The sequence below is a fragment of the Buttiauxella sp. JUb87 genome (genome assembly GCF_004361975.1).
In the GTDB taxonomy this organism is placed as follows: domain Bacteria; phylum Pseudomonadota; class Gammaproteobacteria; order Enterobacterales; family Enterobacteriaceae; genus Buttiauxella; species Buttiauxella ferragutiae.
In genome coordinates, this window is record NZ_SNVY01000003.1 from 699,548 (window position 1) to 725,017 (window position 25,470).

A 25,470-nucleotide genomic window follows, 5' to 3' on the forward strand; every position below is an offset into this window, starting at 1 on the left:
ATACATATTGGTCTTTTATTAAATGTGTTCATTAACGAAGCGGCGATAAGGATGTTTTAAATCGTGGGAATAAACGAAAGGGCAAATAGTTATGCGGATAAAACCGGACGATAATTGGCGTTGGTATTTTGATGAAGAGCATGATCGTATGATGCTCGATTTAGCCAATGGTATGCTATTCCGTTCACGGTTCCCTCGTAAAATGCTCACACCAGATGCCTTTGAAAACACAGGCTTTTGTGTAGATGATGCCGCTCTTTTCTTCACCTTCGAAGAAAAATGTCGCGACCTTATTTTAAGTAAAGATCAGCGTGCTGAACTGGTATTAAATGCGCTGGTAGCGATTCGTTATTTGAAACCACAAATGCCAAAAAGCTGGCACTTTATCTCTCATGGCGAATGTTGGCAGCCGGTCCCTGGCGACGCGGCTTGTGTCTGTTTGAGTGATGATATGCAGCAAGTGAATCTGCTGGTGGTCGAAACGGGCAACAATGCCGCACTCTGTTTACTCGCCCAACCGGGTTTACAACTGGCAGGCCGCACTATGCAACTTGGCGATGCGATTAAAGTGATGAATGACAGATTAAGGCCGCAACCTTTGGGCAACGACCTCAGTCTCGATCAAGCTGTTTAATTTCCCGCTAATTCCACATCGCCCGCAGGAATACAACTACAACACAGGATTGTGCCATCGTCATTGATTGCGCTTTTCTTCAACGCCTTGACTTCCCCGCTGACTAATTTAATTCGGCAACTGCCGCAAATTCCGGCCCGGCAAGAATAGGGCACACGGATACCTTGTTGTTCTAGCTGCTCAAGTAACACTTGCTGATTGTTGCCGCGGAATTGTTGGCCCTGCCAGTCAATTGCCACATTGCTTTCTTGCTGCTCAAAAGGTTCTGGCTCTTCTTCGGTGGCCCCTGCGCCATAAGCTTTTGCTGGTTTGGTCGCCAGCACTTCCAGCTCATCGCCCACTCGAATAATGCCACTGTTGCGGGCAATTAAATTCTGGCCGAAATCGACGTCGCCATTATCTTGAGCGGTGCGGAATTGTTGCAGCGTTACCAGGGGTTCGCCGCTCGGATGTTTACGGCCACGCTCTGGACTGACGGTGGTGAAAATACAACGGCTACAAGGTTTCGCGACATCAAACGTCACACCACCAATACGCACCACTTTCCAGCTATCTTCAGCCCAGGCTTGTGCGCCAGTGACCACGATATTTGGGCGAAATTGCGCCATTTTAACGCTTGCCCGGCAGCGGTTTTGTAAATCACGTAACGAAGCTTCGTTAACCAGCAGGAATGGATAACCGTCGGCAAATGACAGTGGCACCTCTTGATGACGTTTCACGCGACGGGTCAACGTTTCGCCCAGCCAGCGCAACTGCACCGGGCGCGAAAAGAATCCGCTCAACCACTGGTTAATTTCATCCGGCGCTATCCGTGCTGTGAAATGATTACCCCACACTTCGGTCGGTTCGGCCTGAGGTTGAAAATCAGCAAAACGCACGCTGGCAGAACTGCCGTCGGGTGCGCTCAGAAATAAGCCATCGTGGGTAATGGCCGGGGTGAAAAGCACCATTTGCGGGAACTGACGCGCGGTAATAAAAGTGCCGTCAGATTCGGTGACCATAAAAATGCGGTCAAAGGCTAAACCGCTGCTGCTTGCCTGAGCATGCGAGAGGGCAAGACCGCGCATCGATTTCACCGGGTGAATATAGAGTTGGGATAGGGTGATCATTGCGCTCCCTCGGCATAAACGAATAAATAAACAATATAAGAGGCCAACTTTATGACATGCGTGGCAGATTGGCTATAATGCGCCACAATTTTCTTTTTATACCTGATTAAGTGACGATATGAATTCTCTGTTTGCCAGTACGGCGCGTGGGCTTGAAGAGCTATTAAAAACTGAACTGGAGGGCCTTGGTGCGCAAGCATGCCAGGTGGTTCAGGGCGGCGTACATTACCAGGGGGACTCACGTCTGCTCTATCAAAGCTTGATGTGGAGCCGCCTTGCGTCCCGCATTTTGCTGCCTTTAAACGAATGCAGTGTTTACAGCGATCTCGATTTGTATCTTGGCGTACAGACCATCGACTGGCCTGCGCTGTTTGGCCCGGATGCGACCTTCGCGGTGCATTTCAGCGGCCTGAACGAGGTTATCCGTAATAGCCAGTACGGCGCGTTAAAAGTGAAGGATGCCATCGTCGACTCCTTTACCCGCAAAAACTTGCCGCGTCCGAATGTCGAACGCGAGCAACCTGACTTGCGCATTAACGTCTGGCTGAATAAAGACACCGCCAGCATCGCGCTGGATTTGAGCGGTGAAGGCCTGCATCAGCGCGGTTACCGCGACAGCACCGGTGCTGCTCCTATTAAAGAAACGTTGGCATCCGCCATTGTGATGCGCTCAGGCTGGCAGCCGGGTACGCCGCTGCTCGATCCAATGTGTGGTTCCGGTACGTTGCTGATTGAAGCGGCAATGATCGCCACCGATCGTGCACCTGGTTTGCATCGCAAACATTGGGGCTTCCTCGGCTGGGCAAATCACGATGTGGAGCTGTGGAAAGAAATTACCACCGAAGCACAGGTTCGTGCGCGTAAAGGCCTTGGCGAATACACATCACGTTTCTTCGGTTCAGATAACGACTCAAGGGTGATTGAACGCGCTCGCGCTAACTCCCGTCGTGCAGGTCTGGCCGATATCATCAGCTACGAAGTGAAAGACGTCGCTAAACTGACTAACCCGCTGCCGGAAGGGCCTGTGGGGACGGTGATCAGCAACCCGCCTTACGGCGAACGTCTGGATAGCGAGCCTGCGCTGATTGCCTTGCACAGCCTGCTGGGCCGTAACATGAAGAACCATTTCGGTGGCTGGAATTTATCACTGTTCAGTGCTTCCCCAGATTTGCTCAGCTGCCTGCAATTGCGTGCTGAACGCCAGTTTAAAGCGAAGAATGGCCCGCTGGACTGTGTGCAGAAAAATTACCAGTTATCGGAAAACAGCACAGGTGCGGCATCAGGCCAGATTGCTGATGATTACGCGAACCGTCTGCGCAAAAACGTCAAAAAACTTGATAAATGGGCGCGTCAGGAAGGCATTGAATGCTACCGAATTTACGATGCTGACCTGCCGGAATATAATGTCGCCGTTGACCGTTATGGCGAGTGGGTGGTGGTGCAGGAATATGCGCCACCGAAAACCGTTGATGCGAATAAAGCGCGCCAGCGTCTGTTTGACGTCATTGCAGCAACGCTCGCGGTGCTGGAATTACCATCTAATCGTCTGATTCTGAAAACCCGTGAACGTCAGAAAGGGAAAAGCCAATATCAGAAAATGGATGAGAAGGGTGACTTCATGGAAGTGAGTGAATATAACGCTCGCCTGTGGGTTAACCTGACTGACTATCTCGATACTGGTTTATTCCTCGACCACCGTATTGCACGCCATATGTTGGGTAAAATGAGCAAAGGGAAAGACTTCCTTAACCTCTTTGCTTATACCGGCAGTGCAACGGTTCACGCAGGCTTAGGCGGCGCTAAAACCACGACTACCGTAGATATGTCGCGTACTTATCTGGAGTGGGCTGAGCGTAACTTACGTCTCAATGGTTTGAGCGGTCGCGCTCACCGCCTGATTCAGGCTGATTGCCTGGGCTGGTTGCGTGAAACCGATGAACAGTTTGATCTGATTTTTATCGATCCACCAACGTTCTCAAACTCAAAACGTATGGAAGAATCTTTTGATGTCCAGCGTGATCATCTGGTGCTGATGAAAGACCTTAAGCGCCTGTTGCGCCAGGGCGGCACCATTATGTTCTCCAACAATAAACGTGGCTTCAAAATGGACTTTGATGGGCTAGCGAACCTGGGTCTGAACGCTCAGGAAATCACGCAGAAAACCCAGTCGCAAGACTTTGCCCGTAATCGCCAAATTCATAACTGCTGGCTCGTGACTCACGTAGCCAAGGATTAATTGTCATGTCATTAATTAGTATGCACGGTGCCTGGTTGTCGTTTAGCGACGCACCGTTATTAGATAACACCGAACTCCATATTGAAGAAAACGAACGCGTCTGTCTGGTTGGCCGTAACGGCGCAGGCAAATCCACGCTGATGAAGATCCTGAATCGTGAAGTTCCGTTGGATGACGGGCGCATGATTTACGAACAAGATCTGATCGTGGCGCGTTTGCAGCAAGATCCGCCGCGTAATGTCGCGGGAACGGTTTACGATTTCGTTGCTGAAGGCGTCGAAGAGCAGGCCGTGCATCTTAAGGCTTATCACGATATTTCTCATAAAGTGATGACCGATCCAAGCGACAAAAATCTCAATGAGATGGCGCGCATTCAGGAAATCCTCGATAACCAGAATCTCTGGCAGCTTGAAAGCCGTATCAATGAAGTGCTGCTGCAATTAGGCCTGGATGCCGATACCGAACTGTCTGCGTTGTCTGGCGGCTGGTTGCGTAAAGCCGCATTGGGCCGCGCGTTGGTGAGTTCTCCGCGCGTGCTGCTGCTTGATGAACCGACTAACCACCTGGATATTGAAGCGATTGACTGGCTGGAAGGCTTCCTGAAAGAGTTCCAGGGCAGCATCGTGTTTATCTCCCACGACCGTTCATTCATCCGCAATATGGCTACCCGTATTGTCGATCTTGATCGTGGCAAACTGGTTTCCTATCCTGGCGATTACGATCAGTATTTGCTGGCAAAAGAAGAAGCGTTGCGCGTTGAAGATCTGCAAAACGCTGAGTTCGATCGCAAACTGGCGCAGGAAGAGGTCTGGATTCGTCAGGGCATTAAAGCGCGCCGTACCCGTAACGAAGGCCGTGTTCGTGCCTTGAAAGCGATGCGTAACGAACGCAGCGCACGTCGTGAAGTGCTGGGCAGCGCCAAAATGCAGGTCGAAGAAGCCGCTCGTTCCGGCAAAATCGTCTTTGAGATGGAAGATGTTTGCTACGCGATTGCTGAACGTGCTCTGGTTAAAGACTTCTCTGCTCAGGTCCAACGTAGCGATAAAATCGCGCTGGTGGGGCCAAACGGCTGCGGTAAAACTACACTGTTGAAACTGATGTTAGATCAGTTGCAAGCGGACAGCGGTCGCGTACATTGCGGTACCAAGCTGGAAGTGGCCTACTTCGACCAGCACCGTGCTGAGCTTGATCCGGACCGCACCGTGATGGATAACCTCGCGGAAGGTAAGCAAGAAGTGATGGTGAACGGTAAACCGCGCCATGTGCTGGGTTATTTGCAGGACTTCTTGTTCCATCCAAAACGTGCAATGACGCCAGTGCGTGCGTTATCTGGCGGTGAGCGTAACCGCTTATTGCTGGCTCGTTTATTCCTGAAACCAAGTAACTTATTAATTCTCGATGAACCGACCAACGATCTGGATGTCGAAACGCTCGAATTGCTCGAAGAGTTGATTGACGGCTATCAAGGCACCGTGATGTTGGTCAGCCACGATCGTCAATTCGTCGATAACACCGTGACCGAATGCTGGATTTTCGAAGGCGAAGGAAAAATTGGTCGCTATGTTGGGGGCTACCATGATGCGAAGGGCCAACAGGCTTCTGCTCATTCTTTGCGCCAGTCTGTGGCAGATAAAGCGCAAAACACCGTAGCTGCGAAAGTGGAAGTTGTTAAACGCGCAAGTAGCAAGCTAAGCTATAACCTGCAGCGTGAACTAGAGCAATTACCACAACGTCTTGAACAACTTGAGGCCGAACTGGAAGCGATTCAAGCGAAGGTCGGAGACCCTGAGTTTTTTAATCAGCCGCATGACGTCACGCAAAAAACCTTGAGCGACCTTTCTACAGCAGAAAAAGCACTGGAAGAGGCTTTTGAACGCTGGGAATATCTTGAAGCTCTGAAAAACGGCGCGTAACTCAAGGAGACACGATATGTGTGCCACGCATCACCATCGTTCACACATATTGTGTTCGCAATGCGACTTACTGGTCGCTCTGCCTGAATTAGACGACGGCCATAAGGCCGTCTGTCCTCGTTGTGGAACCACGTTGCAGACTCAGTGGTCCTCAGCGCGACAACGCCCTACAGCTTATTCGCTGGCAGCTCTGTTTATGTTGCTACTGGCGAATCTATTTCCTTTTATTAGCATGAAAGTTGCCGGTATCAGCAGCGAAGTGTCGCTGCTTGAAATTCCTGGCGTGTTATTTAATGAAGATTACGCAAGCCTTGGCATGTTCTTCATGGCTTTTGTGCAAGCGGTGCCCGTGCTCTGTCTGATCACCATTTTGTTACTGGTTAACCAGGTGGCGATGCCCCTTGCGCTTAAAAAGTGGCTGGCTCGATTCTTCTTTCATTTAAAATCCTGGGGAATGGCGGAAATCTTTCTTGCTGGCATCCTGGTGAGTTTCGTCAAACTGATGGCTTATGGTGACATTGGCGTAGGAAGCAGCTTTATTCCCTGGTGTTTGTTTTGTGTGTTGCAGTTACGCGCTTTCCAGTGCGTGGACCGGCGCTGGCTATGGGATGATATTGCCCCTGAACCTGTCATTGCGGCACCGCTGAAAGTCGGTGTATCAGGCATTCGCCAGGGGCTGCGCTCATGCCCGTGCTGTACCGCAATCGTGCCTGAAGATCAGGAAATTTGCCCGCGTTGTGAAACCAAGGGTTATGTGCGTCGTCGCCATAGTTTGCAATGGACAGTCGCTCTGTTGCTGACTTCAATTATGCTTTATCTACCTGCGAACATATTACCCATCATGATTACCGAAGTACTGGGCAGCAAAATTCCCTCAACGATTATTGCCGGGGTAATTTTGTTGTGGAGTGAAGGTTCTTATCCGGTGGCCGCGGTGATTTTCATCGCCAGTATTTTGGTTCCAACACTCAAAATGTTAGCCATTGCATGGCTATGTTGGGATGCAAAAGGTCACGGGCAGCGTGACAGTGAAAGAATGCACTTGATCTACGAAGTGGTCGAGTTTGTTGGACGCTGGTCAATGATAGACGTATTCGTCATTGCAGTTTTATCGGCGCTGGTGCGCATGGGAGGATTGATGAGTATCTACCCGGCAATTGGTGCCGTTATGTTTGCATTAGTAGTTATTTTGACAATGTTTGCAGCGATGACCTTTGACCCTCGCTTGTCCTGGGATCGCGCACCGGATTCAACTTACGAGGAGTCTTCTGAGCATGGAAAATAAAAGCGGGGAAGCAAAAGTTACCAAGGTCAAAAACTGGTCCCCAGTATGGATTTTCCCTATCGTCACCGTACTTATTGGCGCATGGATCTTGTTCTATCACTATAGCCATCAGGGACCGGTCGTTACGCTAATTACCACCAATGCCGAGGGTATTGAAGGCGGGAAAACTACCATCAAAAGCCGAAGCGTGAATGTTGGTGTGGTGGAAAGTGCGGTGTTGTCAGATGACTTACTGCACGTCGAAATCACTGCACGTCTGAATTCCGGGATGGAAAAACTGCTGCATAAAGATTCGGCGTTTTGGGTGGTGAAACCGCAGGTCGGGCGTGAAGGTATTTCAGGGCTTGGAACTTTGCTTTCCGGCGCTTATATCGAGCTGCAACCGGGTACTAAAGGGGGAAAAAGCAGTAAGTATGACTTGCTGGATGCCCCGCCTCTGGCCCCACCTGATGCGAAGGGTATCCGCATTACGCTTGAGAGTAATAAGGCAGGGCAGCTTGCACCGGGCGATCCGGTACTGTTCCGCGGTTATCGCGTTGGGTCAGTGGAAACCAGTACTTTTGATGCGGCAAAACGTAGCATCAAATATCAACTCTTTATTAGTGCGCCTAACGATCGCCTGGTCACCACCAATGTGCGTTTCTGGAAAGACAGCGGTATTGCCGTTGATATGTCTTCCCAGGGGATGCGTGTGGAAATGGGCTCGCTTACCACGCTGTTTAGCGGCGGTGTGAGTTTTGATGTGCCAGAAGGTTGGGAGCTTGGCAAGGCCGCCGCACCTGGTAGTGAATACAAGCTATTTGACGACCAGAAAAGCACCCAGGACTCCTTGTATACCGATCACATTGATTACCTGATGTTCTTCAAAGATTCCGTCCGTGGCTTACAGCCAGGTGCGCCTGTTGAGTTCCGTGGCATTCGTCTGGGAACCGTGGCGAAGGTGCCATTCTTTACCGCAGGTATGCGTCAGAAAATTAATGATGACTTCCGTATTCCGGTATTAATCCGCCTTGAGCCTGAACGTTTACAAAATCTCGTCGGTGATGATGTCCGAATTGAGGACAATATGGCATCGCTGATTAAACGCGGTTTGCGGGCCACGATGAAAACCGGCAGCCTGGTGACTGGCGCTCTGTTTATCGATCTTGATTTCAACCCTAAAGCTCCGCCGGTGACCGATTTGCCGACCTTTGATGGGTATCCAATCATTCCAACGATGAGCGGTGGTTTGGCGCAAATTCAACAACGTTTGCTGGAGACACTGGATAAGATTAATAACTTGCCATTGAATCCAATGATTGAAGAGACAACCAACTCGCTTGCTGAAAGCCAACGAACCATGAAGCGCTTGCAGCAGACGCTGGATAATCTGAATAAGATTACGTCGAATAAATCAATGCAATCGTTGCCTGAAGATATGCAGACAACGCTACGTGAGCTCAATCGCAGCATGCAGGGCTTCCAGCCAGGTTCTGCGGCTTACAACAAGATGGTGGCCGATATGCAGCGTCTTGATCAGGTGCTGCGCGAACTGCAACCTGTGTTGCGCACGTTGAACGATAAGAGCAATTCGCTGATCTTTGAAGCGAAGGATAAAAAAGATCCCCAGCCGAAGAGGGCACAATAATGAAAAAATGGCTTCCGATAGTTGCAGCTCTTGTTTTGACGGCCTGTAGCAGCGATCCGGGAAAGACGTATTATCAGCTACCTCAAAGCTCAACGCCTGCTATGCAGGCTGTGAGCCAGTCTGGCAGCCGTTTATTATGGGTGGAGCAAGTTGCGGTTCCTGACTACCTCGCCGGAAACGGCGTGGTTTATCAGACCAGCGATGTGCAATACGTGATTGCGACCAACAATTTGTGGGCAAGCCCATTAGACCAGCAACTACGTAATACTCTGGTCAGTAATCTGAGCAGCGCATTGCCAGGTTGGGTGGTGGCTTCACAACCGCTCGGTAGCGTTCAGGATACGTTGAGTGTCAACGTGACGGGTTTCCACGGTCGTTATGATGGCAAGGTCATTGTGAGCGGTGAATGGTTGCTTAACCACGAAGGGCAGTTGACTAAACGGCCATTTCATCTTGAGTTAAAACAGCAAGCTGATGGTTATGATGCGATGGTGAAAACTTTAGCTCAGGCCTGGCAACAAGAAGCGCAAAGTATTGCCGGCCAGTTAACACGCATTAATTAATCACTTCAGTAGCACAAAAAAGCTGCGCCATTCGCTATCAACGCGGGCGCAGCTTTTCTTTTGGCATGAGCTCGTTACCAGTCATTGTTCACACTTTTTTCTCAAATCGCATCACATGTAGCTCACAAATATGACATTGGCGTGAATTTTGCGCATTGACGGTGGCGTGTTTTGGAGGTATTCGTTATATGTGGTTGCACGTTTTGTGGCCACTGTTTTCTTTCCACCAGATTAAAGAAATGAGGGAAACGAGGCATGAAGAGACAAAAACGAGATCGCCTGGAACGGGCTCATCAGCGTGGTTATCAAGCAGGTATCGTCGGACGCTCCAAAGAGATGTGTCCTTATCAGACACTGAATCAGAGGTCGTACTGGATGGGAGGCTGGCGAGAAGCCATGGAAGACAGGGCGGTTACCGCGTAATCACTGTCTCTTTAGAAAAAGAAACCTCCGCACAGCGGAGGTTTCGCGTTTATACCCGTCATCTTTCAAGCCGCAGGGGTGTTGGCTGCAACTTGAATGCTAACGGGTATAGAGGGCTAGAAAGCAGTGGTATCTTTGAACAGACCCACTTTCAGATCGGTAGCGGTGTAAATGACACGGCCATCAACCAGTACTTCACCATCTGCCAGGCCCATGATCAGGCGGCGATTGATGACGCGTTTGAAATGAATACGATAGGTAACTTTCTTCGCAGTTGGCAGAATCTGACCCGCGAGTTTAACTTCACCCACACCCAGAGCACGACCTTTACCTTCACCACCGAGCCAGCCCAGGTAGAAACCGACCAGCTGCCACATCGCATCAAGGCCCAGACAACCAGGCATTACCGGATCGCCGATAAAGTGGCAGCCAAAGAACCACAGATCAGGATTAATATCTAATTCTGCTTCAACGTAACCTTTATCGAAGTTACCACCGTCTTCGGTCATCTTGACCACGCGGTCCATCATCAGCATGGATGGCGCAGGTAACCGTGGGCCTTCAGCGCCAAACAGTTCTCCACGACCAGAGGCAAGAAGATCTTCTTTTGTATAGGATTCGCGTTTATCTACCATGTTTACAGTAAGCCTTTTTATAATGAAGCACGCATGTTAGCTAACACGTGTACGCTCAACAAGTCCGATCAGTTTGGTGTGAACCAGTTGAGCCAACGCAGTGGCCATGGATAACGGTGCCGAATATCTTGCGCCGATGCCTGAGCTATCCGCTCTTGTACCGCACGCATGAGCGTATTTTGCCCCTCACCATCCCAGGGCAGATTTGTTAATAATGGTAGCGCATCAGTGACATCGTCGATGGCCCAAATCGTGAATTGTCCTTGCTCCACAGCATCCAGAACATCCTGGTGCAGGCACAGGTGACGAATGTTGGACAGTGGGATTATCACGCCTTGCTTGCCGGTGAACTCACGTTCCTGGCAGATGCGGAAGAAACCTTCAATCTTCTCATTTAGGCCTCCAACCGGTTGTACGCGCCCGAACTGGTCGACTGAACCGGTTACTGCGATGTGCTGATAAATTGGCACATTCGCCAGCGCACTGATTAATGCGCACAGTTCCGCCATTGAGGCGCTGTCACCATCAACTTCACTATATGACTGTTCAAAAGTCAGAGATGCAGAGAAGGGGATTTGCTGATCGAGCTGCAATTCAGACATCAAAAATGCCTGCATGATCATCATGCCTTTCGCATGAATATTGCCACCCAATTCCGCTTTGCGCTCAACGTCAGTGAATTCACCATCACCCACATGAACGACGCAACTAATTCGAGAAGGCTCACCGAATGCGCGTGGATGACCCGGGAATTCTATCACTGACAATGCGTTAATTTGGCCAACCATCTCACCTTCGGTTTCAATCAGGATTTGCTCAAGCAGAATTTCATCCTGCATGCGCTCAGCCAGATAACCTTCACGCCATTCACGCTGCGCCAGCATTTGTGTCAGTTCAGCTGCGCCGAAGGTTTCGTCTTCAGTAAATGAGGCGACTTCGCGCAGTTGGCGGCCTATCCACGATGGACATAGCGGCAGTGTTTCCTGGTCACCCGTGTAGCGTACAGCTTCACGGATAAATGTAGTCCAGGCATCCGTTGCAGGTGCGGGTAGCGATTTAGATTTCGCAACGGCGTAAATCCACTGACACCACAATGCCATATCATCGGCGGAAGTAATTTGCAGGTTTTCTTCAAATTCGCTGTAGATTGCGCAGGTCGCCAGCTCTGGTTCCATATCCTGGAAGTCAGCCAGAGATTCACGTTCACCCACCAGGACCAATTTCAGGCTCAAGGGTAACGACGGGATGCTAACAGGCAACGGCCGTGTTTCGTCAGGTGAAATCCAGTCAAAGCGGCCCTGAATGACCATCTGCTTCAGACGTAGCCATAGCAACGGTTGTGCTAACACACTACGCAACGACAGCACCAGAATGCCACCGTTTGCCTGGTGAACTAAACCCGGAGTCAGTGTGATTTCCCCGGCAAACTGGCGAACACAGCCAAATAATTGCTCAGCTTCAATCCAGTCAGCTACGACGACCTCGGATTGACCAGCAAAATTGTCTTCAGCAGATTCAGCCGGGCGTAACGTGATACGCGAGCCTTCGATCAGATAATGTCCGCCGGTCAGTGTGATATCCGGAGACCAGCATTCGCGCGCTGCGTTAGCAATAAGATTAAGGTATTCGGCTTCTTCAGCGGCTTTTACCAGCATCAGATCGGCCGAGGCTACCGGTTGGCTGAGCTGCATCAGTCCATAAGTCAGACGAGGTTGCACAGCGGAGAAAGGGGCAGTTTCGGAATCATAAGGCTGTGCGAAAATTTCCTGATAACTTTCGGTATCAGGTACAAGAGCACGCCATTCAAGTCGATTAGTCGTCAAAGTCGCTATTTATTAATTAGATGTCAAAGGCGCGATTATACAAGAATAGGCGAAGCAGCACACGGTTTATGCGGAGCGGCAAGTTTACTTAGCTCACAGCTTTCATTTTTCAGGTAAGCGAAAATAAAAAAAACTGTTATTCTGAAATGAGTTACACGGTCACACTGAGACAACAATGAAATATCAACAGTTGGAAAATCTCGAGAGCGGCTGGAAGTGGAAGTATCTGGTTAAAAAACACCGTGAAGGCGAGCTTATCACGCGTTATATCGAGGCGAGTGCTGCGAAAGAAGCCGTTGATGAACTGCTACGCTTAGAAAATGAGCCTGTGCACGTGTTGAGCTGGATAGAGCAGCATATGAATCCAGAACTCCGCAACCGCATGAAACAAACTATCCGCGCACGTCGTAAACGGCACTTTAATGCCGAACATCAACATACGCGTAAAAAGTCCATCGACCTTGAGTATCTGGTCTGGCAGCGGTTAGCAGGGCTTGCTCATCGGCGAGGGTGCACTCTCTCAGAAACTATTGTGCAATTGATTGAAGATGCTGAGCGTAAAGAACAATACGCCAATCAGATGTCTTCTTTGAAACAAGATCTTCAGGCAATGCTCGGCAAATAATAGAGCGCAGTTGAGTTGATGCAGTGATTCATTTTGCTTTTCTGTTCCAGAACATTAAAAACAAAAAACCCCGCCGAAGCGGGGTTTTTTTATAACGGTAACTTATGCCGCAGGCTGAGTTACAACGTCTTTGATACCTTTAACTTCGATCTCTACGCGACGATCTGGAGCCAGGCAATCAATCAGTTTAGCTTTAGGAGCTACGTTATCACAGGTGCTGCCAGTAACTGGGTTAGATTCGCCCATACCGCGTGGGGAGATCTTGTTAGCTGGGATACCTTTAGAGATCAGGTAATCAACAACAGACTGTGCACGTTTGTCAGACAGTTTCTGGTTGTACTGGTCTGAACCGATACGGTCGGTGAAGCCCAGAACTACAACAGAACCATCTTTCGGGTCGAGGTTGCTCAACTGAGTATACAGTTGATCCAGTGCCTGCTGACCTTCTGGTTTCAGAGTTGCTTTGTTGAAGTTGAACAGAACATCAGACTTCAGAGTGAAGTGCTTAGTCTGTACTTCTGGAGCTGGAGCTGGAGCCGGAGCTACAACTGGAGCTGCATCATACTGGCCGAAACGGTAAGAAACACCCAGGCTCAGCATGCCGTTGTCTGGACGAGTACCAACGGTTTGCGCATCACCGATGTTGCTAACCCACTGGTAATCCAGGCGAGTTGCGATATCACGGGTGATTGCGTACTCAAGACCAACTGCTGCCAGCGGGGAAACGCCAGTGTCGTGTTCGCTGCGGGTAACGCCAGTAGAAGCGTAGTTACCTTTAGCGTCTGCACGCCATACCATACCACCCAGACGAGTGTAGATATCCAGATCGTCGTTGATTGGGTAGCTCAGTTTAGCAGCCAGTTGAACGCCTTGCGCTTTGAAAGCACCGTTATCAACGCTGCCCTTGTAAGGCATACGACCTAACCAGTCGTAACCCATTTCGAAACCAACGTACGGGTTAACCTGGTAACCACCGAATGCACCAGCACCCAGTTGGCTGCTGTGAGTTGGGCCATTGTTGTTCTGGAAACCGTTTCCGTAGAAACCGGTGTCGTGGAACTGGGACCAACCCAACTTACCACCTGCATACCAGGTGTTATCTTTCGGTGCGGCCTGCGCTACGGTAGCGAAGCCAGCCAGTGCCACTGCAATCGCGATAGCTGTCTTTTTCATTTTTTGCGCCTCATTATCATCCAAAAAGGCCATGAGCTTTAAAATCGCTCTAAAGCCCAGGGTTAAATCCTTCGCCCGAGTTTATGCTCACTTGTTACTCTACCGATCAATCGGTGTTATGGAAGAGCAACCCTGGCGAGCTAAAGTCTACAACGTAGTTGAAAACTTACAAGTGTGAAGTCCCTCAGGCATATGAAAAAAAACGATTTGAGTACACACTTTTTAACAACTTTGCGCGAAAAATAGGCTTCTTAAAACTGGCGGAATGCCGCCTGGAGCGGCTTGCAGCGGGGATTCTTCATAATTCACAATGAATTGTCAGCAGAGAAGAAAAAGTTCCAGGATTTCTCTTAAATTTACTTAATGATACAAACTAGAATGAATTTTTAGACCACTTCGTGGTCGACATCCTGTTTTTGAGGTACGAGTTGGACGCATAATAAAGCCAATTGCATTACCCATTTCAGCTGCTGATGATAGCTGAAAATGCTCTTCGTCGGTCAATTCTTCCGGTAACCAACCAATAACAACACTGTAATTTCCTGTCTGCAATGCTTTTACCATAGCATCTACGGTAAAAAGTGGATCTAACTGGCTTACCTGCATCACTTTTGTCAGCGGAAGACCAGCTGACTGCACCCACTGACGACTCAATTTCTGTTGTGGCGTTAACCACAACTGCCAGCGAGATTGCTGACCAAGCTGTTGCAGCAAGGGCAGCAACACTAACTGTGTAATCCAGGGCTGATCCTCGCTGTAGATCACTTCACTGATCAACCCTTTAATGTTGTTACCTGCTGATGACTGAGCCAATGAAGACGCAGAACCTGGAACAGTGGCAACGTGAGTTAGAACGTTATGTGATTGCATAGTTAATCCCGCCTGATGGGTTACTGTATGAATATACAGTAATGCCAGTTCGGACAAAGATCAATCTAAATTTCGGAAAGCATATCGCAATTTCGACATGTAAATCTGCGGAAAGTAAGAATGTGATTGCCGTCGCTCATCATGTTACCTATTTTCATATTACTGGATGCAGTTACACATTGTGATGATATGTTATGGATTGATATTTAAGGATATATTCATGAAGAGCCGGTCTTATGCAAGGATTCATCAATCAAAAGAATATCTAGCGCCATTAGGTGATATAAATTATCGCTCGCTATTTGGTGGCTATAGTTTGACCGTCGAAAATGTGGTGTTTGCCATGGTTTCTGAGGGAGAATTGTATCTACGTGCCTGCGAACAATCGGAAGTTTACTTTGTTGCAAGAGCGTCAGAGTCTCTGGTTTATAACAAACGTGGACGAGCCATTGCGCTCAATTATTATCATGTCGATGAAGGACTGTGGCGTGATCGGCAAAAGCTGTTGCAGCTTTCAACCGATGCATTGTTTAGCGCTCGCCGTGAGAAATCTCGCCTGAAGGCGCAACAACGTCTCAAAGATTTACCTAATTTAACTCACAGCCTGGAGATGATGTTGTGGGAAGTCGGGATTGCTGACGTGCGCACCCTTCATGCTTATGGTGCAAAACGGTCGTGGATAAAACTGAGACATTTGAAGAAAGGGCTAGGGGTACAAGTCTTGTTGGCTTTAGCGGGGGCTATTTGTGGTGTTCATGAAGCCGCACTCCCGGCGGCAACGCGCCGGGAGTTGGTCGAGTGGGGGCATCTTTACGCGCAACGACACACCCGTTAAGTATGTTGCTGCGACACAAGTTGTTGGAGACGTGATATTTCTGGTAACAGCGCAACCAGCAGGCCAATTTGTTGAAGCACTAACGGCTCTTTGCTATCCGACTGTGGCTCAAGCGAGGTTATACGCTCAGTAAGCCCATGCAGCGCCTTGTGCACCCGTGCTTCATCGGCAGGCAAATGATGAAGGGCATCATCGACATAACACACCGCATCATCAAGCAGCAGTAAAATATCTTCGTTGGTCAGTTGTTCGCGGTGCGCACCTAACGCTGAAATATAGCTGTTAAATGTGTGATTTAGGCATAGCAAACGAAATGCAGTCTCTTGCATCTCTCGCGAAACGCGCGGCTCAGATGACATGTTGGACACCACAGATGCCAGTTCTGCATCTTTGTTATGTGCATCCCGGCGCGCGATTCGATATTCAACACGATTATCCCGGCCTTGATGGTATTGCTCAAGAATCGCATCCAGATAGCGGCAGTTCGCATTAAATGCGCGCTCAACAACCAATGGTAGTCGACGGAAACGCCAGTCCGGCCAGATGAAACTCACCGCAGCCCAGGCGATAGCACATCCCAGCAGCGTATCGAAGATACGAGGCATAGCGACTTCAAACCCTTCACCCAGCAAGTTGAAACACAACAACACCAGTAACGTGATAAACATGGTGGCATGTGCATATTGCACATTGCGAAAGGCAAAAAAGAGCACGCCAGTAATCACGATTAAGACAAGCTGGCCTTCAATTGACGGTACAAAGTACAACACTGGTAGCCCTATCGCCACACCCACTAAAGTGCCGATGATACGCAATGCTAAACGTCGACGAGTGGCATTGTAGTTAGGCTGGCAGACAAACAGGCTGGTCAGCAAGATCCAATACCCATGTTTTAGCCCGGTAAACTGTATGAATGCGTAGCCGACGCAAAGCACTACCGACATACGAACCGCATGACGAAATAACGCTGACTCCGGTGTTAAGTTGCGTTTCAGACGCTGCCAGACATCGCCAAAGCCGGTAATGCGATCATCCGCAAGGCGGTTTTCGATATCACTGTGTGGTGCGGCAAGAGCTTGCTCGGATTCAATTGTCGCTAATTGCGCATCGATGGCACGCAAATTACTCACCAGGAAGCCAAGCGCTTTTAATTCACCAGCCAGATATTGGTCGGCATTCAGTCTTTCAATCGCCGCATCAAGATGCGTAAACGCACGTTCAAAACGTGGGTCGTGCTGGTATTTCTCGCGTAATAAAATTGAGCGCGAAAGTTGCAAGCAAGCCTGGGACTGCATAGTTAGCAGTCGTTGAAAGCGGAACATAATATCGCTGTAGCGGAATTTATCGCGTAGCGCCTGGTACTGGATATGCGAAGAGCTCGCGCGCTCGTGAATGTCCTGCGCAACAAAATAGTAATGCAATGTACGACGTGTGCCGCGTTGTCCGCGATCTCCGCGTAAACGAGTCAAGAGTGAGCCTTTGGTCTGATTGAGCATCGTGACCAGTTGACTGTTGGCCATCGCAAGCTCAAGCATGGGTGCCTGGTTTTCTTCTTCAATGTCGGGGTCGAACAGCATGGCTTTGACTTCGAGATAACGTGCGAGACTTTCATAGCACCGCGCCAGGTTATCTTGAAGAGGCCGAATAGGGAAGATTAGATGCCCGGCAAGTGTCAGCACGTTGTACCAGATAGCGCCAGCCAACAGCAGTATGGGTTGTTGATACCAGTGCTCGTATAAAGAAATACCGAGCATGGTATAAATGGCGATAAGTAGCGCCCCGAAGGCAATGGTGGCGTAACGCTGGCCCAGTCCGCCCAACAGAATGAACCCGCTAGTGGAAACCATTAGCCCGATGCCAAAAAAGATTGGCCACGGGTACAACAACTCAACTGATGCTGAAGCAATAAAGAAACTAATCAAAGTAATCAGAAGATTACGCAAACGCCCGGTGAGCCGGTCATCCAGGTCTGCGAGTGCGGCGGCAACTACGCCGAGCGTTAAGGGGATAGTCAGCTTAACGTCACCCAGCCACCAGGGTAGGGCAGCAGTGCCCGTCAGTGCGATGAAAATACGCAGGTTATAGAGCCAGGTGCTGTTCCAGGTATAGCGGCGCAGAATTGGACTAAGCATTAATACTCACTATCCTTGTCTGATTTACTGGAAACGACGACGGGCGTTTGCTTCACGTGCAGCCTGCGCAGTTTCAACGGAAACCACACGGCGGCCAACCGGCCAAAGCGCGATAGCAGCAATTTTGAAATTAGCGATTCCCACAGGAATGCCGATAATAGTGACGCATTGTGCAATCCCGGTGCAGATATGCAGCACACAGAGCCACCATCCGAAAAATACCAGCCAAACAATGTTCAGCAAGGTACCACCGGTATTCATGATGGCACTTTTGCTCTGCGGCTCGAGCTCATCAACATGAATGGCTTCGTTACCGTACGGTACGAAAGAGAGTTTGGTTATCTCCCAGCAGGAACGAGTCAGCGGAAGCGTGAAAATAAAAATGATACTGACAAGAGTGGCCAGCAACCAGGATAGGGTGGTCAAAAAACCGCCCAGTACAAAGTTCAAGATGTTAAGGACTGTACGCATAATCACTCTTCGTTGGTATGAATGTAGACAAATGAATAACCACAACAATTGTAACGCGTTTTTACCCTGGAGCGTCATTCCTTCGGCGAGTAAACTTAACCACAACCTCTATTTTGGATCAGGCAAAGCGTAATGGAACTGAAAGCAACCTCCCTGGGCAAACATTTAGCACAACACCCCTATAATCGTGTGAGATTGCTGGCTGCTGGTGTCGAGGTAAAGGGCGAACGCCATGAATATCTTATTCCATTCAATCAGTTAATAGCCATTAATTGCAAGCGCGGCTTGGTGTGGGGGGAACTTGAGTTTGTCCTGCCTGATGACAAAGTGGTGCGTCTGCATGGGACTGAATGGAGCGAAACGCAGCGCTTTTATCATCATCTCAATGAGCTTTGGCAAAACTGGAGTGCCGAAATGAGCGAAGTTGCGGCTCAGGTTTTACGCCAGCAGCACGCTGAGATTACGCGCAGGATTCAGCAGGAAAAATGGTTCAGGCGCAGCGACATGCAGGCATTACAACAAAACGTGCGTGCTGCGTTTTCTGCATTACCTATGCCGCAAGCCCGGCTGGAAGATTTCGAAAATTGTCGTGAAATTTGGCTGCAGTGCAAAGCCTGGCTTGAACAAGGCGAGCAACGCCGACATCAACGCAATACTTCTTTCACCAATCACATGCTTGAAAAGTATGCTGATTTCTTCCAGAAAATAGAAAGCTCGCCACTGAATCCCTCTCAGGCTCGCGCCGTGGTTAATGGCGAAGATTCGTTATTAGTTCTGGCAGGAGCGGGAAGTGGAAAAACCTCTGTTCTGGTTGCTCGTGCAGGTTGGTTGTTGCAACGTGGCGAGGCCAGTGAAGATCAAATTTTATTGCTGGCATTTGGCCGCAAAGCCGCGCAGGAGATGGACGAGCGTATCGCTGAACGCCTCCAAACCGATGCGATTTCAGCCCGTACATTCCACGCATTAGCGCTGCATATTATTCAGCAAGGCAGCAAAAAGGTGCCACGTGTTAGCGAACTGGAATCTGATACCGATGCACGCCATCAATTGCTGATTGAAAGCTGGCAGCAACAATGCCGTGAGAAAAAAGCGCAGGCTAAAGGCTGGCGCGAGTGGCTGAGTGACGAGTTGCAATGGCATGTGCCGGAAGGTGAATACTGGAAGGATGAACGTTTAGCAAAACGCCTCGCCAGCCGCTTAGACAGATGGCTGGGATTAATGCGTATGCATGGGGGCTCTCAGGCTGAAATGATTGCCTCTGCGCCTGAGGATATTCGTGATGTGTTCGCTAAACGCATCAAGCTCATGGCTCCGCTATTAAAAGCCTGGAAAACGGCGCTGAAGTCCGAAGAAGCGGTCGATTTTTCAGGTCTGATTCATCAGGCTGTGAATGTGCTGGAAAAAGGGCGTTTTATTAGCCCATGGAAGCATATTTTAGTTGATGAATTTCAGGACATCTCGCCTCAGCGAGCTGCATTGCTGGCGGCACTGAGAAAACAAAACTCGCATACTTCTTTGTATGCCGTGGGCGATGACTGGCAAGCGATTTATCGTTTCAGCGGTGCAGAAATGTCGCTGACGACCGCCTTTACTCAACATTTTGGTGAGGCGGACCAGTGTGCACTGGATACCACTTACCGCTTCAATGACCGCATCGGTGAAATCGCGAATCGATTCGTGCAGCAGAACCCGCATCAACTTGCTAAACCATTAAACAGCTTATCTAAAGGTGATAAAAAAGCTGTCACATTATTAGCCGATGACCAGCTTGAAGCGTTACTCGATAAGATGAGCGGATATGTACAGCCCCAACAGCGCATTCTGGTGCTGGCGCGTTACCATCATTTACGTCCGGTAATTCTGGAAAAGGCTGCGACGCGTTGGCCAAAACTGGCCATTGATTTCATGACTATTCACGCCAGTAAAGGGCAACAAGCTGATTATGTTGTGATACTGGGATTACAGCAGGGGAAAGATGGCTTCCCGGCTGTGGCGCGCGAATCGGTCATGGAAGAGGTGTTACTGCCACAACCAGAAGATTATCCGGATGCTGAAGAGCGGCGGTTACTGTATGTGGCGATGACGCGGGCCCGTCATCGTGTCTGGCTGTTATTCAACAAAAAAGAACCATCCAGTTTTGTTGATATCCTGAAACATCTTGGCGTGCCCGCTGCCAATCGGCCGTAGTTACTTCAGTCGCTCAGCCAAATAACGTGCATAGTCAGGGATCAAAATTTCTACTGACTGATTAAACCCCGGCGATTGAATAATAAAATCGGCGGTGGATAAGTTGGTAGCCACAGGAATGTTCCACACCGTCGCCAGACGCAGTAATGCTTTAACATCCGGGTCGTGTGGAACGGCATTCAACGGGTCCCAGAAGAAAATTAGCACATCAATTTTCCCTTCGGAAATCAATGCGCCCACCTGTTGATCGCCGCCCATTGGGCCGCTTAGCATGGCATTGACATCCAGACCGCTGCCGCGTTGGATCAGATTCCCGGTGGTACCGGTTGCGTACAGTACATGCTGGGCAAGTACTGCCTTGTGGCGTTCAACCCATTTTAACAACGCATCTTTGCAGTGATCGTGCGCGACCAGCGCGACATGCTTCTTTTCCGCCAGGGTGCGGCTCGTTAATTCCATTGGTTAATCCTGAGTAATTAATAATGCCTACAGCTTACTGGAAGCCACTGATGCTGCAAGAGAAGGGTGGTAAAAATGCGGGAACAGAAAGGTAATTATTGCTCAGGCTTATCTTTCACCCATTGTAAGAAACGGTCACGAGTGGGTTTGTCTGCTTGTAAAAACCAGTACTTGAGACGCTGTTCGGTTAATGTTTCTGACTGCGGCGGCGGTGTATCAAGTTCGGATGTGCGCGACAGCAATGTACTATCATCAGCCATCATCGTGGCGAATCCTTTTATTGATGCGACCTTCCCAGATTTGTTGTAAAACTGGGTATCTTGCTCGTAATCAATCCCTTGTGGCGTCACTTTTACTGGCAGGATATCAACTTTCAGAGGGATGACTGTGGCACCACCGTCCAGTAACTGGAGATGCGGAGTACGGTCAAACTCATCACTCTCTTTATCATTTTCAATACGGGGTAAATTAAAATTGACCTGGCTGACCTCCTTAGTGTCGAAACTTACAACTAAAGGTGGGGATATATAAAGACGTTGTTCACGTGTGTTGGTACGAATATTCTTCTCGACGCGGAATACCAGCTGGTGCGGCCCGTTATCCAGCTCAAGACTATCAGCCCCTCTTAACAAAGAGCTTGAAACCTTTTTCCCATCAAGCACCAGCAAATCTACATCTGTGGACAAACGTAATGTTGTTGCCCGCAATTCAAGCGGCAAAAGAGAGATCCAACATATTGCGATAAAGAACACCGTTCTCATCAATTTCTCCTGCCATGGGTAAATGGGACTATCCCTTACTGAATGTATCAAAATTTTTCATAAGGACAGTTCATTAACATATAGACATATTTTCCAAAATTGCTCTACTACCTGTGTATGGGAAAGATGGTGAGTCAGTAGCGGATGGCATACACTTTTGATAACGAAGTCCCAGCGGAGAGTGTGATGAAACAGGCAGATATTGAAACTATTTTAAAAAGCACCCGAACAATTGCACTGGTGGGAGCCAGTGATAAACCAGATCGCCCAAGCTATCGGGTGATGGCATATTTGCTGGATCAAGGATACGAAGTGATTCCCGTGTCACCAAAAGTGGCCGGTAAAACGCTGTTGGGGCAGCAAGGCTATGGATCTCTTGCAGATATTCCACAGAAAGTGGATATGGTCGATGTCTTTAGAAATTCAGAGGCTGCGTGGGAAGTTGCGAGAGAAGCTATTGCTATCGGTGCAAAAACGTTGTGGATGCAGTTAGGCGTCATCAATGAGCAGGCTGCCGTGCTGGCACAGGATGCCGGTTTAAACGTGGTGATGGACAAATGCCCGGCAATCGAAATTCCTCGCTTAGGCCTGGCTAAATAATTAAAAAACCCCGCAATTGCGGGGTTTTTGCTAATTACGCAGGCGAGGTGCCTGAAGCTGTTGCCGTATCGAAGCCGCCAATTCATCCATTGACGGTTGTTCGGGATGCTCGTCTTGTGACTCCCCACTTAACTGGGCTTCAGCAAGATAGGTGTGCACTGCCTGGCCATCATCATCTTCCATTACTACATGATACCAGGGTGCACGACGGAGGGCATCATTGTCGGCCAGATCATCTTCTGCGGGTTCATCCAGAGAGTACTCTGGGTCGATATCGACCACCACTCCCAGATATCCCAGCAAAGAATGTCTTACTTGCTGGCCAATGCCGAATTTGCTGGCAATCATAGTCACCTCCTGAGAAACATTACCTGCAATTAATGTGCGGGCAACTTCCTGCTTTTCAAGTTACATGACGCGACAGGCAAACCCTTTCAGATACAACCCTTCCGGATAGGTGGCGATCACGGGGTGATCGGCGGCCTGACGGAACTGCTCTATAAATTGTACATCACGCCCGGCGTCTACGGCGGCATCGGCAATGATTTTCTGGAATAAATCTGTCGTCATTAAACCTGAGCAGGAGAACGTCATCAGAATGCCACCCGGATTCAACAACTGGATTGCCAGCATGTTGATATCTTTATAACCCCGGCAAGCGCCCATCAGCTGGTTCTTGTTTTCGACAAACTTAGGTGGGTCCATAATAATAACGTCGAACTTCTCACCCAGATCGCGGTATTTGCGCAGCAGTTTGAACACATCATCACGCACGAATTCGGCTTTGCTCAGGTCGAGTTTGTTCAGCTCAACGTTTTGCTTTGCAACATCCAGAGCATCCTGAGAGGTATCAACACTGACAACCTGCTGACATCCGCCCATCAGTGCGGAAACTGCAAAACCACCGGTATAAGAGAAGCAGTTCAACACACGCTTATCTTTCACATACTGGCGAGTCGCAAAGCGACTGTCGCGCTGATCAAGGTAGTAACCAGTTTTATGGCCACCTTTAATATCAACCAGCAGCTTCATGCCATGTTCTTCGATTGGCAACAAGTCAGGTGGCAATTCACCGCTCACTGGGCCTTGCGTCAATTCCATGCCTTCTTTCTTACGCACCGCAACATCTGAGCGGTCATAGATAGCGCATTCTGGATAGAGATTTTGCAGTGCAGCGACCAGAGCAGGGCGTTGGTATTCTGCCCCAGCGGACAGCAATTGCAGTACAAGGAAATTACCGAAGCGGTCAATCGTCACACCTGGCAGGCCATCAGATTCGCCGGCAATCAAACGATAGCTGTCTAACCCATCGCGGGTCGCCAGCCATTCGCGCCACTGCTGCGCTTGCTGCAAACGGCGAGTGAAGAAGGCAATATCAATGTTTTCGTTGGCATTAAAAGTCCAGACGCGCGCACGGATTTGCGAAGAAGGAGAATAGGCGGCACGTGCCAACCATTTTCCCTGGCTGTCTACAACATCAATTGTTTCGCCGAGATTAGCTTTGCCTTCCATACGTGCGACGGCACCAGAAAACACCCACGGATGACGGCGCAATAACGATTTTTCGCGCCCTTTGGTTAACACTAAACGTACACTCATAATTTGCTATGCTTTCTTGCTAAGATTTGGGCGTCATTTTCCGGTTAACACCGGCTAAATGCAACGTAAGAACCCGAAACGGAGGAAGTTATGACCACAGTATGCACACTTGCCTGGGTCCACGGCCTGGTTCAGGGGGTTGGTTTTCGCTACAGCACACAACGTGAGGCACTAAAACTGGGTTTAACCGGTTATGCCCGTAACATGGATGATGGTAGCGTTGAGGTATTAGCCTGCGGTGATGCACCACAGGTTGAAAAACTTGTCGCGTGGCTAAAAGCAGGAGGGCCGCGCAGTGCCCGGGTTGATAAAGTGCTGACTGAGCCTCACCAACCCGACCGCCAAGGGACAGACTTTAGTATTCGCTACTAAATACACTTCACCGGCTTTGGCAGACCGGCAATTTTTGTCGCCTGCTTGGCCGGCCCTTTCGGGAACAAACGGTATAGATAGCGGCTATTACCTTTCTCTTCGCCGAATTTATTCGCCATCGCTTTGACCAGCATACGAATAGCCGGAGAAGTATTAAATTCCAGGTAAAATTCGCGTACGAAGCGCACTACTTCCCAGTGCTCTACTGCCAGCGTAATGCCTTCGTTTGCCGCAATCACTTCGGCAAGCGGCTCGCTCCACTCGTGGCTATTTTTCAGATAACCATCGGCATCGGTTTCGATTTCTCGGCCTTCAAACATCAACATAATTATTCTTTGCTCCAGACAAACTGGCCGCAGTGTAGCAAATTTTAAGGTGTCAGAAAAAATAAAGCCCCGCGATTAAGCGAGGCTTTATTGGCACCACAACCGATGATTAATCGCGGCTTGCGAAGCCCAGAATGCTCAACAGGCTGATAAAGATGTTGTACAGAGAAACATACAAGCTCACTGTTGCGCGAATATAGTTAGTTTCGCCACCACGAATGATGTTGCTGGTCTCAAACAAAATGGCGCCGGATGAGATCAGGATGAACACCGCGCTAATTGCCAGGTGCAGGGCAGGTAATTGCAGGAAGATATTCGCAACCATACCGACCAAGACAACAACGACACCCGCCATCAGCATGCCGCCGAGGAAGGACATATCCTTACGGGTGGTCAGCACATACGCCGAACAGCTGAAGAACACCAACGCGGTACCACCCAACGCCATGCCAATCACATCGCCCATACCGGCGGAAATATATGAGTTAAGCATCGGCCCGAGGATATAACCCAGGAAGCCTGTGAACGCGAATGCTGCCAGAATGCCCGTTGGTTTATCAGCCAGACGGTAGGTTAAAAACATCAGACCATACATGCCGACCAGCGTCAAAATCAGGCCCGGAGATGGCAGCATCAACACGGTGCTGGCGGTTGCGGTAATCGCAGAAAATGCCAGCGTCAGGCTGAGCAGGAAATAGGTATTACGCAGTACCTTGTGGGTACTCAGCAGTGACGAACGGTCACGCGAGGAAGTAATTATGCGATCCATTCAGAAACTCTCTCTTATGGCAGGTGGTTATAGTGGCTGAGAA

At 49.4% G+C, this 25,470-nt stretch carries 25 protein-coding genes; 12 read left to right on the top strand and 13 right to left on the bottom strand.

Features of this window, described 5'->3' with window-relative positions:
- The first annotated feature begins 91 nt into the window (after positions 1-91).
- Positions 92-634 carry a cell division protein ZapC gene (gene zapC / locus EC843_RS15225; protein ID WP_121813941.1) on the top strand — a complete coding sequence of 181 codons (543 nt, stop codon included), beginning with the start codon at positions 92-94 and terminating at the stop codon, positions 632-634.
- Here zapC and EC843_RS15230 read toward each other — a convergent pair.
- Entirely contained in the window at positions 631-1,743 is a 1,113-nt protein-coding gene (locus tag EC843_RS15230) for a YcbX family protein (protein ID WP_064548173.1), read from the bottom strand. The two genes, zapC and EC843_RS15230, sit on opposite strands and share 4 nt — an antisense overlap.
- Positions 1,744-1,861: 118 nt before the next feature.
- Between EC843_RS15230 and rlmKL the strand changes: the two genes are divergently transcribed.
- The 6 genes from rlmKL to rmf all read left to right on the top strand — a co-directional run bounded on the left by rlmKL (position 1,862) and on the right by rmf (position 9,790).
- Positions 1,862-3,979, top strand: coding sequence for a bifunctional 23S rRNA (guanine(2069)-N(7))-methyltransferase RlmK/23S rRNA (guanine(2445)-N(2))-methyltransferase RlmL (rlmKL, locus tag EC843_RS15235; protein ID WP_064548171.1), 2,118 nt, complete (start codon positions 1,862-1,864; stop codon positions 3,977-3,979).
- Positions 3,980-3,984: 5 nt separating this feature from the next.
- Positions 3,985-5,892: an ABC transporter ATP-binding protein gene (locus EC843_RS15240; protein ID WP_064548170.1), complete on the top strand. Its 1,908-nt coding sequence runs from the start codon at positions 3,985-3,987 to the stop codon at positions 5,890-5,892.
- Positions 5,893-5,908: 16 nt separating this feature from the next.
- Positions 5,909-7,177, top strand: a complete 1,269-nt coding sequence (gene pqiA / locus EC843_RS15245) for a membrane integrity-associated transporter subunit PqiA (RefSeq protein WP_064548167.1) — start codon at positions 5,909-5,911, stop codon at positions 7,175-7,177.
- The gene (gene pqiB / locus EC843_RS15250) at positions 7,167-8,804 is read left to right on the top strand and encodes an intermembrane transport protein PqiB (RefSeq protein WP_121813939.1); all 1,638 of its coding nucleotides are present in this window, start codon (positions 7,167-7,169) and stop codon (positions 8,802-8,804) included. The genes pqiA and pqiB overlap by 11 nt, the downstream gene beginning before the upstream one ends.
- On the top strand, positions 8,804-9,367 hold the full coding sequence (pqiC, locus tag EC843_RS15255) for a membrane integrity-associated transporter subunit PqiC (RefSeq protein ID WP_133522509.1): 564 nt from the start codon (positions 8,804-8,806) through the stop codon (positions 9,365-9,367). Before pqiB ends, pqiC begins: the two co-directional genes overlap by 1 nt.
- 255 nt (positions 9,368-9,622) lie before the next feature.
- Positions 9,623-9,790, top strand: coding sequence for a ribosome modulation factor (gene rmf, locus EC843_RS15260; RefSeq protein ID WP_034456319.1), 168 nt, complete (start codon positions 9,623-9,625; stop codon positions 9,788-9,790).
- Between the two features lie 116 nt (positions 9,791-9,906).
- Here the strand turns inward: rmf and fabA are convergent, their stop codons facing one another.
- Complete coding sequence (fabA, locus tag EC843_RS15265; protein ID WP_034456318.1) at positions 9,907-10,425, bottom strand: bifunctional 3-hydroxydecanoyl-ACP dehydratase/trans-2-decenoyl-ACP isomerase; 519 nt, start codon at positions 10,423-10,425, stop codon at positions 9,907-9,909.
- 68 nt (positions 10,426-10,493) lie between these two features.
- A complete protein-coding gene (locus EC843_RS15270) occupies positions 10,494-12,248 on the bottom strand; it encodes a Lon protease family protein (protein WP_133522510.1) in 1,755 nt (584 codons plus the stop codon).
- 175 nt (positions 12,249-12,423) lie between these two features.
- Between EC843_RS15270 and matP the strand changes: the two genes are divergently transcribed.
- Positions 12,424-12,873 carry a macrodomain Ter protein MatP gene (gene matP / locus EC843_RS15275; RefSeq protein ID WP_064548160.1) on the top strand — a complete coding sequence of 150 codons (450 nt, stop codon included), beginning with the start codon at positions 12,424-12,426 and terminating at the stop codon, positions 12,871-12,873.
- A 102-nt stretch (positions 12,874-12,975) separates the two neighbouring features.
- On the opposite strand, the gene ompA is transcribed toward matP, so the two are convergent.
- Both ompA and sulA read right to left on the bottom strand, forming a co-directional pair.
- Complete coding sequence (gene ompA, locus EC843_RS15280; RefSeq protein ID WP_121815658.1) at positions 12,976-14,046, bottom strand: porin OmpA; 1,071 nt, start codon at positions 14,044-14,046, stop codon at positions 12,976-12,978.
- A 360-nt stretch (positions 14,047-14,406) separates the two neighbouring features.
- Positions 14,407-14,916, bottom strand: a complete 510-nt coding sequence (gene sulA, locus EC843_RS15285) for an SOS-induced cell division inhibitor SulA (protein WP_133522511.1) — start codon at positions 14,914-14,916, stop codon at positions 14,407-14,409.
- Between the two features lie 220 nt (positions 14,917-15,136).
- On the opposite strand from sulA, the gene EC843_RS15290 reads away from it, so the two are divergent.
- Positions 15,137-15,751: a TfoX/Sxy family DNA transformation protein gene (locus EC843_RS15290; RefSeq protein WP_064548155.1), complete on the top strand. Its 615-nt coding sequence runs from the start codon at positions 15,137-15,139 to the stop codon at positions 15,749-15,751.
- Here the strand turns inward: EC843_RS15290 and yccS are convergent.
- Entirely contained in the window at positions 15,748-17,883 is a 2,136-nt protein-coding gene (gene yccS / locus EC843_RS15295) for a YccS family putative transporter (RefSeq protein WP_133522512.1), read from the bottom strand. The two genes, EC843_RS15290 and yccS, sit on opposite strands and share 4 nt — an antisense overlap.
- Positions 17,884-17,907: 24 nt before the next feature.
- Positions 17,908-18,354, bottom strand: coding sequence for a YccF domain-containing protein (locus EC843_RS15300; RefSeq protein ID WP_064548151.1), 447 nt, complete (start codon positions 18,352-18,354; stop codon positions 17,908-17,910).
- Positions 18,355-18,486: 132 nt separating this feature from the next.
- Between EC843_RS15300 and helD the strand changes: the two genes are divergently transcribed.
- On the top strand, positions 18,487-20,541 hold the full coding sequence (helD, locus tag EC843_RS15305) for a DNA helicase IV (protein WP_133522513.1): 2,055 nt from the start codon (positions 18,487-18,489) through the stop codon (positions 20,539-20,541).
- Here helD and mgsA read toward each other — a convergent pair whose 3' ends face one another.
- On the bottom strand, positions 20,542-21,000 hold the full coding sequence (mgsA, locus tag EC843_RS15310; protein ID WP_064548147.1) for a methylglyoxal synthase: 459 nt from the start codon (positions 20,998-21,000) through the stop codon (positions 20,542-20,544). It abuts the gene before it with no gap.
- A gap of 95 nt (positions 21,001-21,095) precedes the next feature.
- Positions 21,096-21,761: a DUF2057 family protein gene (locus EC843_RS15315; protein WP_121813934.1), complete on the bottom strand. Its 666-nt coding sequence runs from the start codon at positions 21,759-21,761 to the stop codon at positions 21,096-21,098.
- Positions 21,762-21,947: 186 nt separating this feature from the next.
- Between EC843_RS15315 and EC843_RS15320 the strand changes: the two genes are divergently transcribed.
- The gene (locus tag EC843_RS15320) at positions 21,948-22,361 is read left to right on the top strand and encodes a CoA-binding protein (protein WP_121813933.1); all 414 of its coding nucleotides are present in this window, start codon (positions 21,948-21,950) and stop codon (positions 22,359-22,361) included.
- A 30-nt stretch (positions 22,362-22,391) separates the two neighbouring features.
- Here EC843_RS15320 and hspQ read toward each other — a convergent pair whose 3' ends face one another.
- Both hspQ and rlmI read right to left on the bottom strand, forming a co-directional pair.
- Complete coding sequence (gene hspQ, locus EC843_RS15325) at positions 22,392-22,709, bottom strand: heat shock protein HspQ (RefSeq protein WP_064548144.1); 318 nt, start codon at positions 22,707-22,709, stop codon at positions 22,392-22,394.
- Between the two features lie 60 nt (positions 22,710-22,769).
- Positions 22,770-23,960, bottom strand: coding sequence for a 23S rRNA (cytosine(1962)-C(5))-methyltransferase RlmI (rlmI, locus tag EC843_RS15330; RefSeq protein WP_133522514.1), 1,191 nt, complete (start codon positions 23,958-23,960; stop codon positions 22,770-22,772).
- Between the two features lie 90 nt (positions 23,961-24,050).
- Here rlmI and yccX point away from each other — a divergent pair, with 90 nt between their 5' ends.
- Entirely contained in the window at positions 24,051-24,332 is a 282-nt protein-coding gene (yccX, locus tag EC843_RS15335) for an acylphosphatase (protein WP_133522515.1), read from the top strand.
- Here the strand turns inward: yccX and tusE are convergent.
- Both tusE and yccA read right to left on the bottom strand, forming a co-directional pair.
- Positions 24,329-24,658, bottom strand: coding sequence for a sulfurtransferase TusE (gene tusE / locus EC843_RS15340; RefSeq protein ID WP_064548138.1), 330 nt, complete (start codon positions 24,656-24,658; stop codon positions 24,329-24,331). The two genes, yccX and tusE, sit on opposite strands and share 4 nt — an antisense overlap.
- Positions 24,659-24,767: 109 nt before the next feature.
- A complete protein-coding gene (gene yccA / locus EC843_RS15345) occupies positions 24,768-25,427 on the bottom strand; it encodes an FtsH protease modulator YccA (protein ID WP_121813931.1) in 660 nt (219 codons plus the stop codon).
- Between the last annotated feature and the right edge of the window lie 43 nt (positions 25,428-25,470).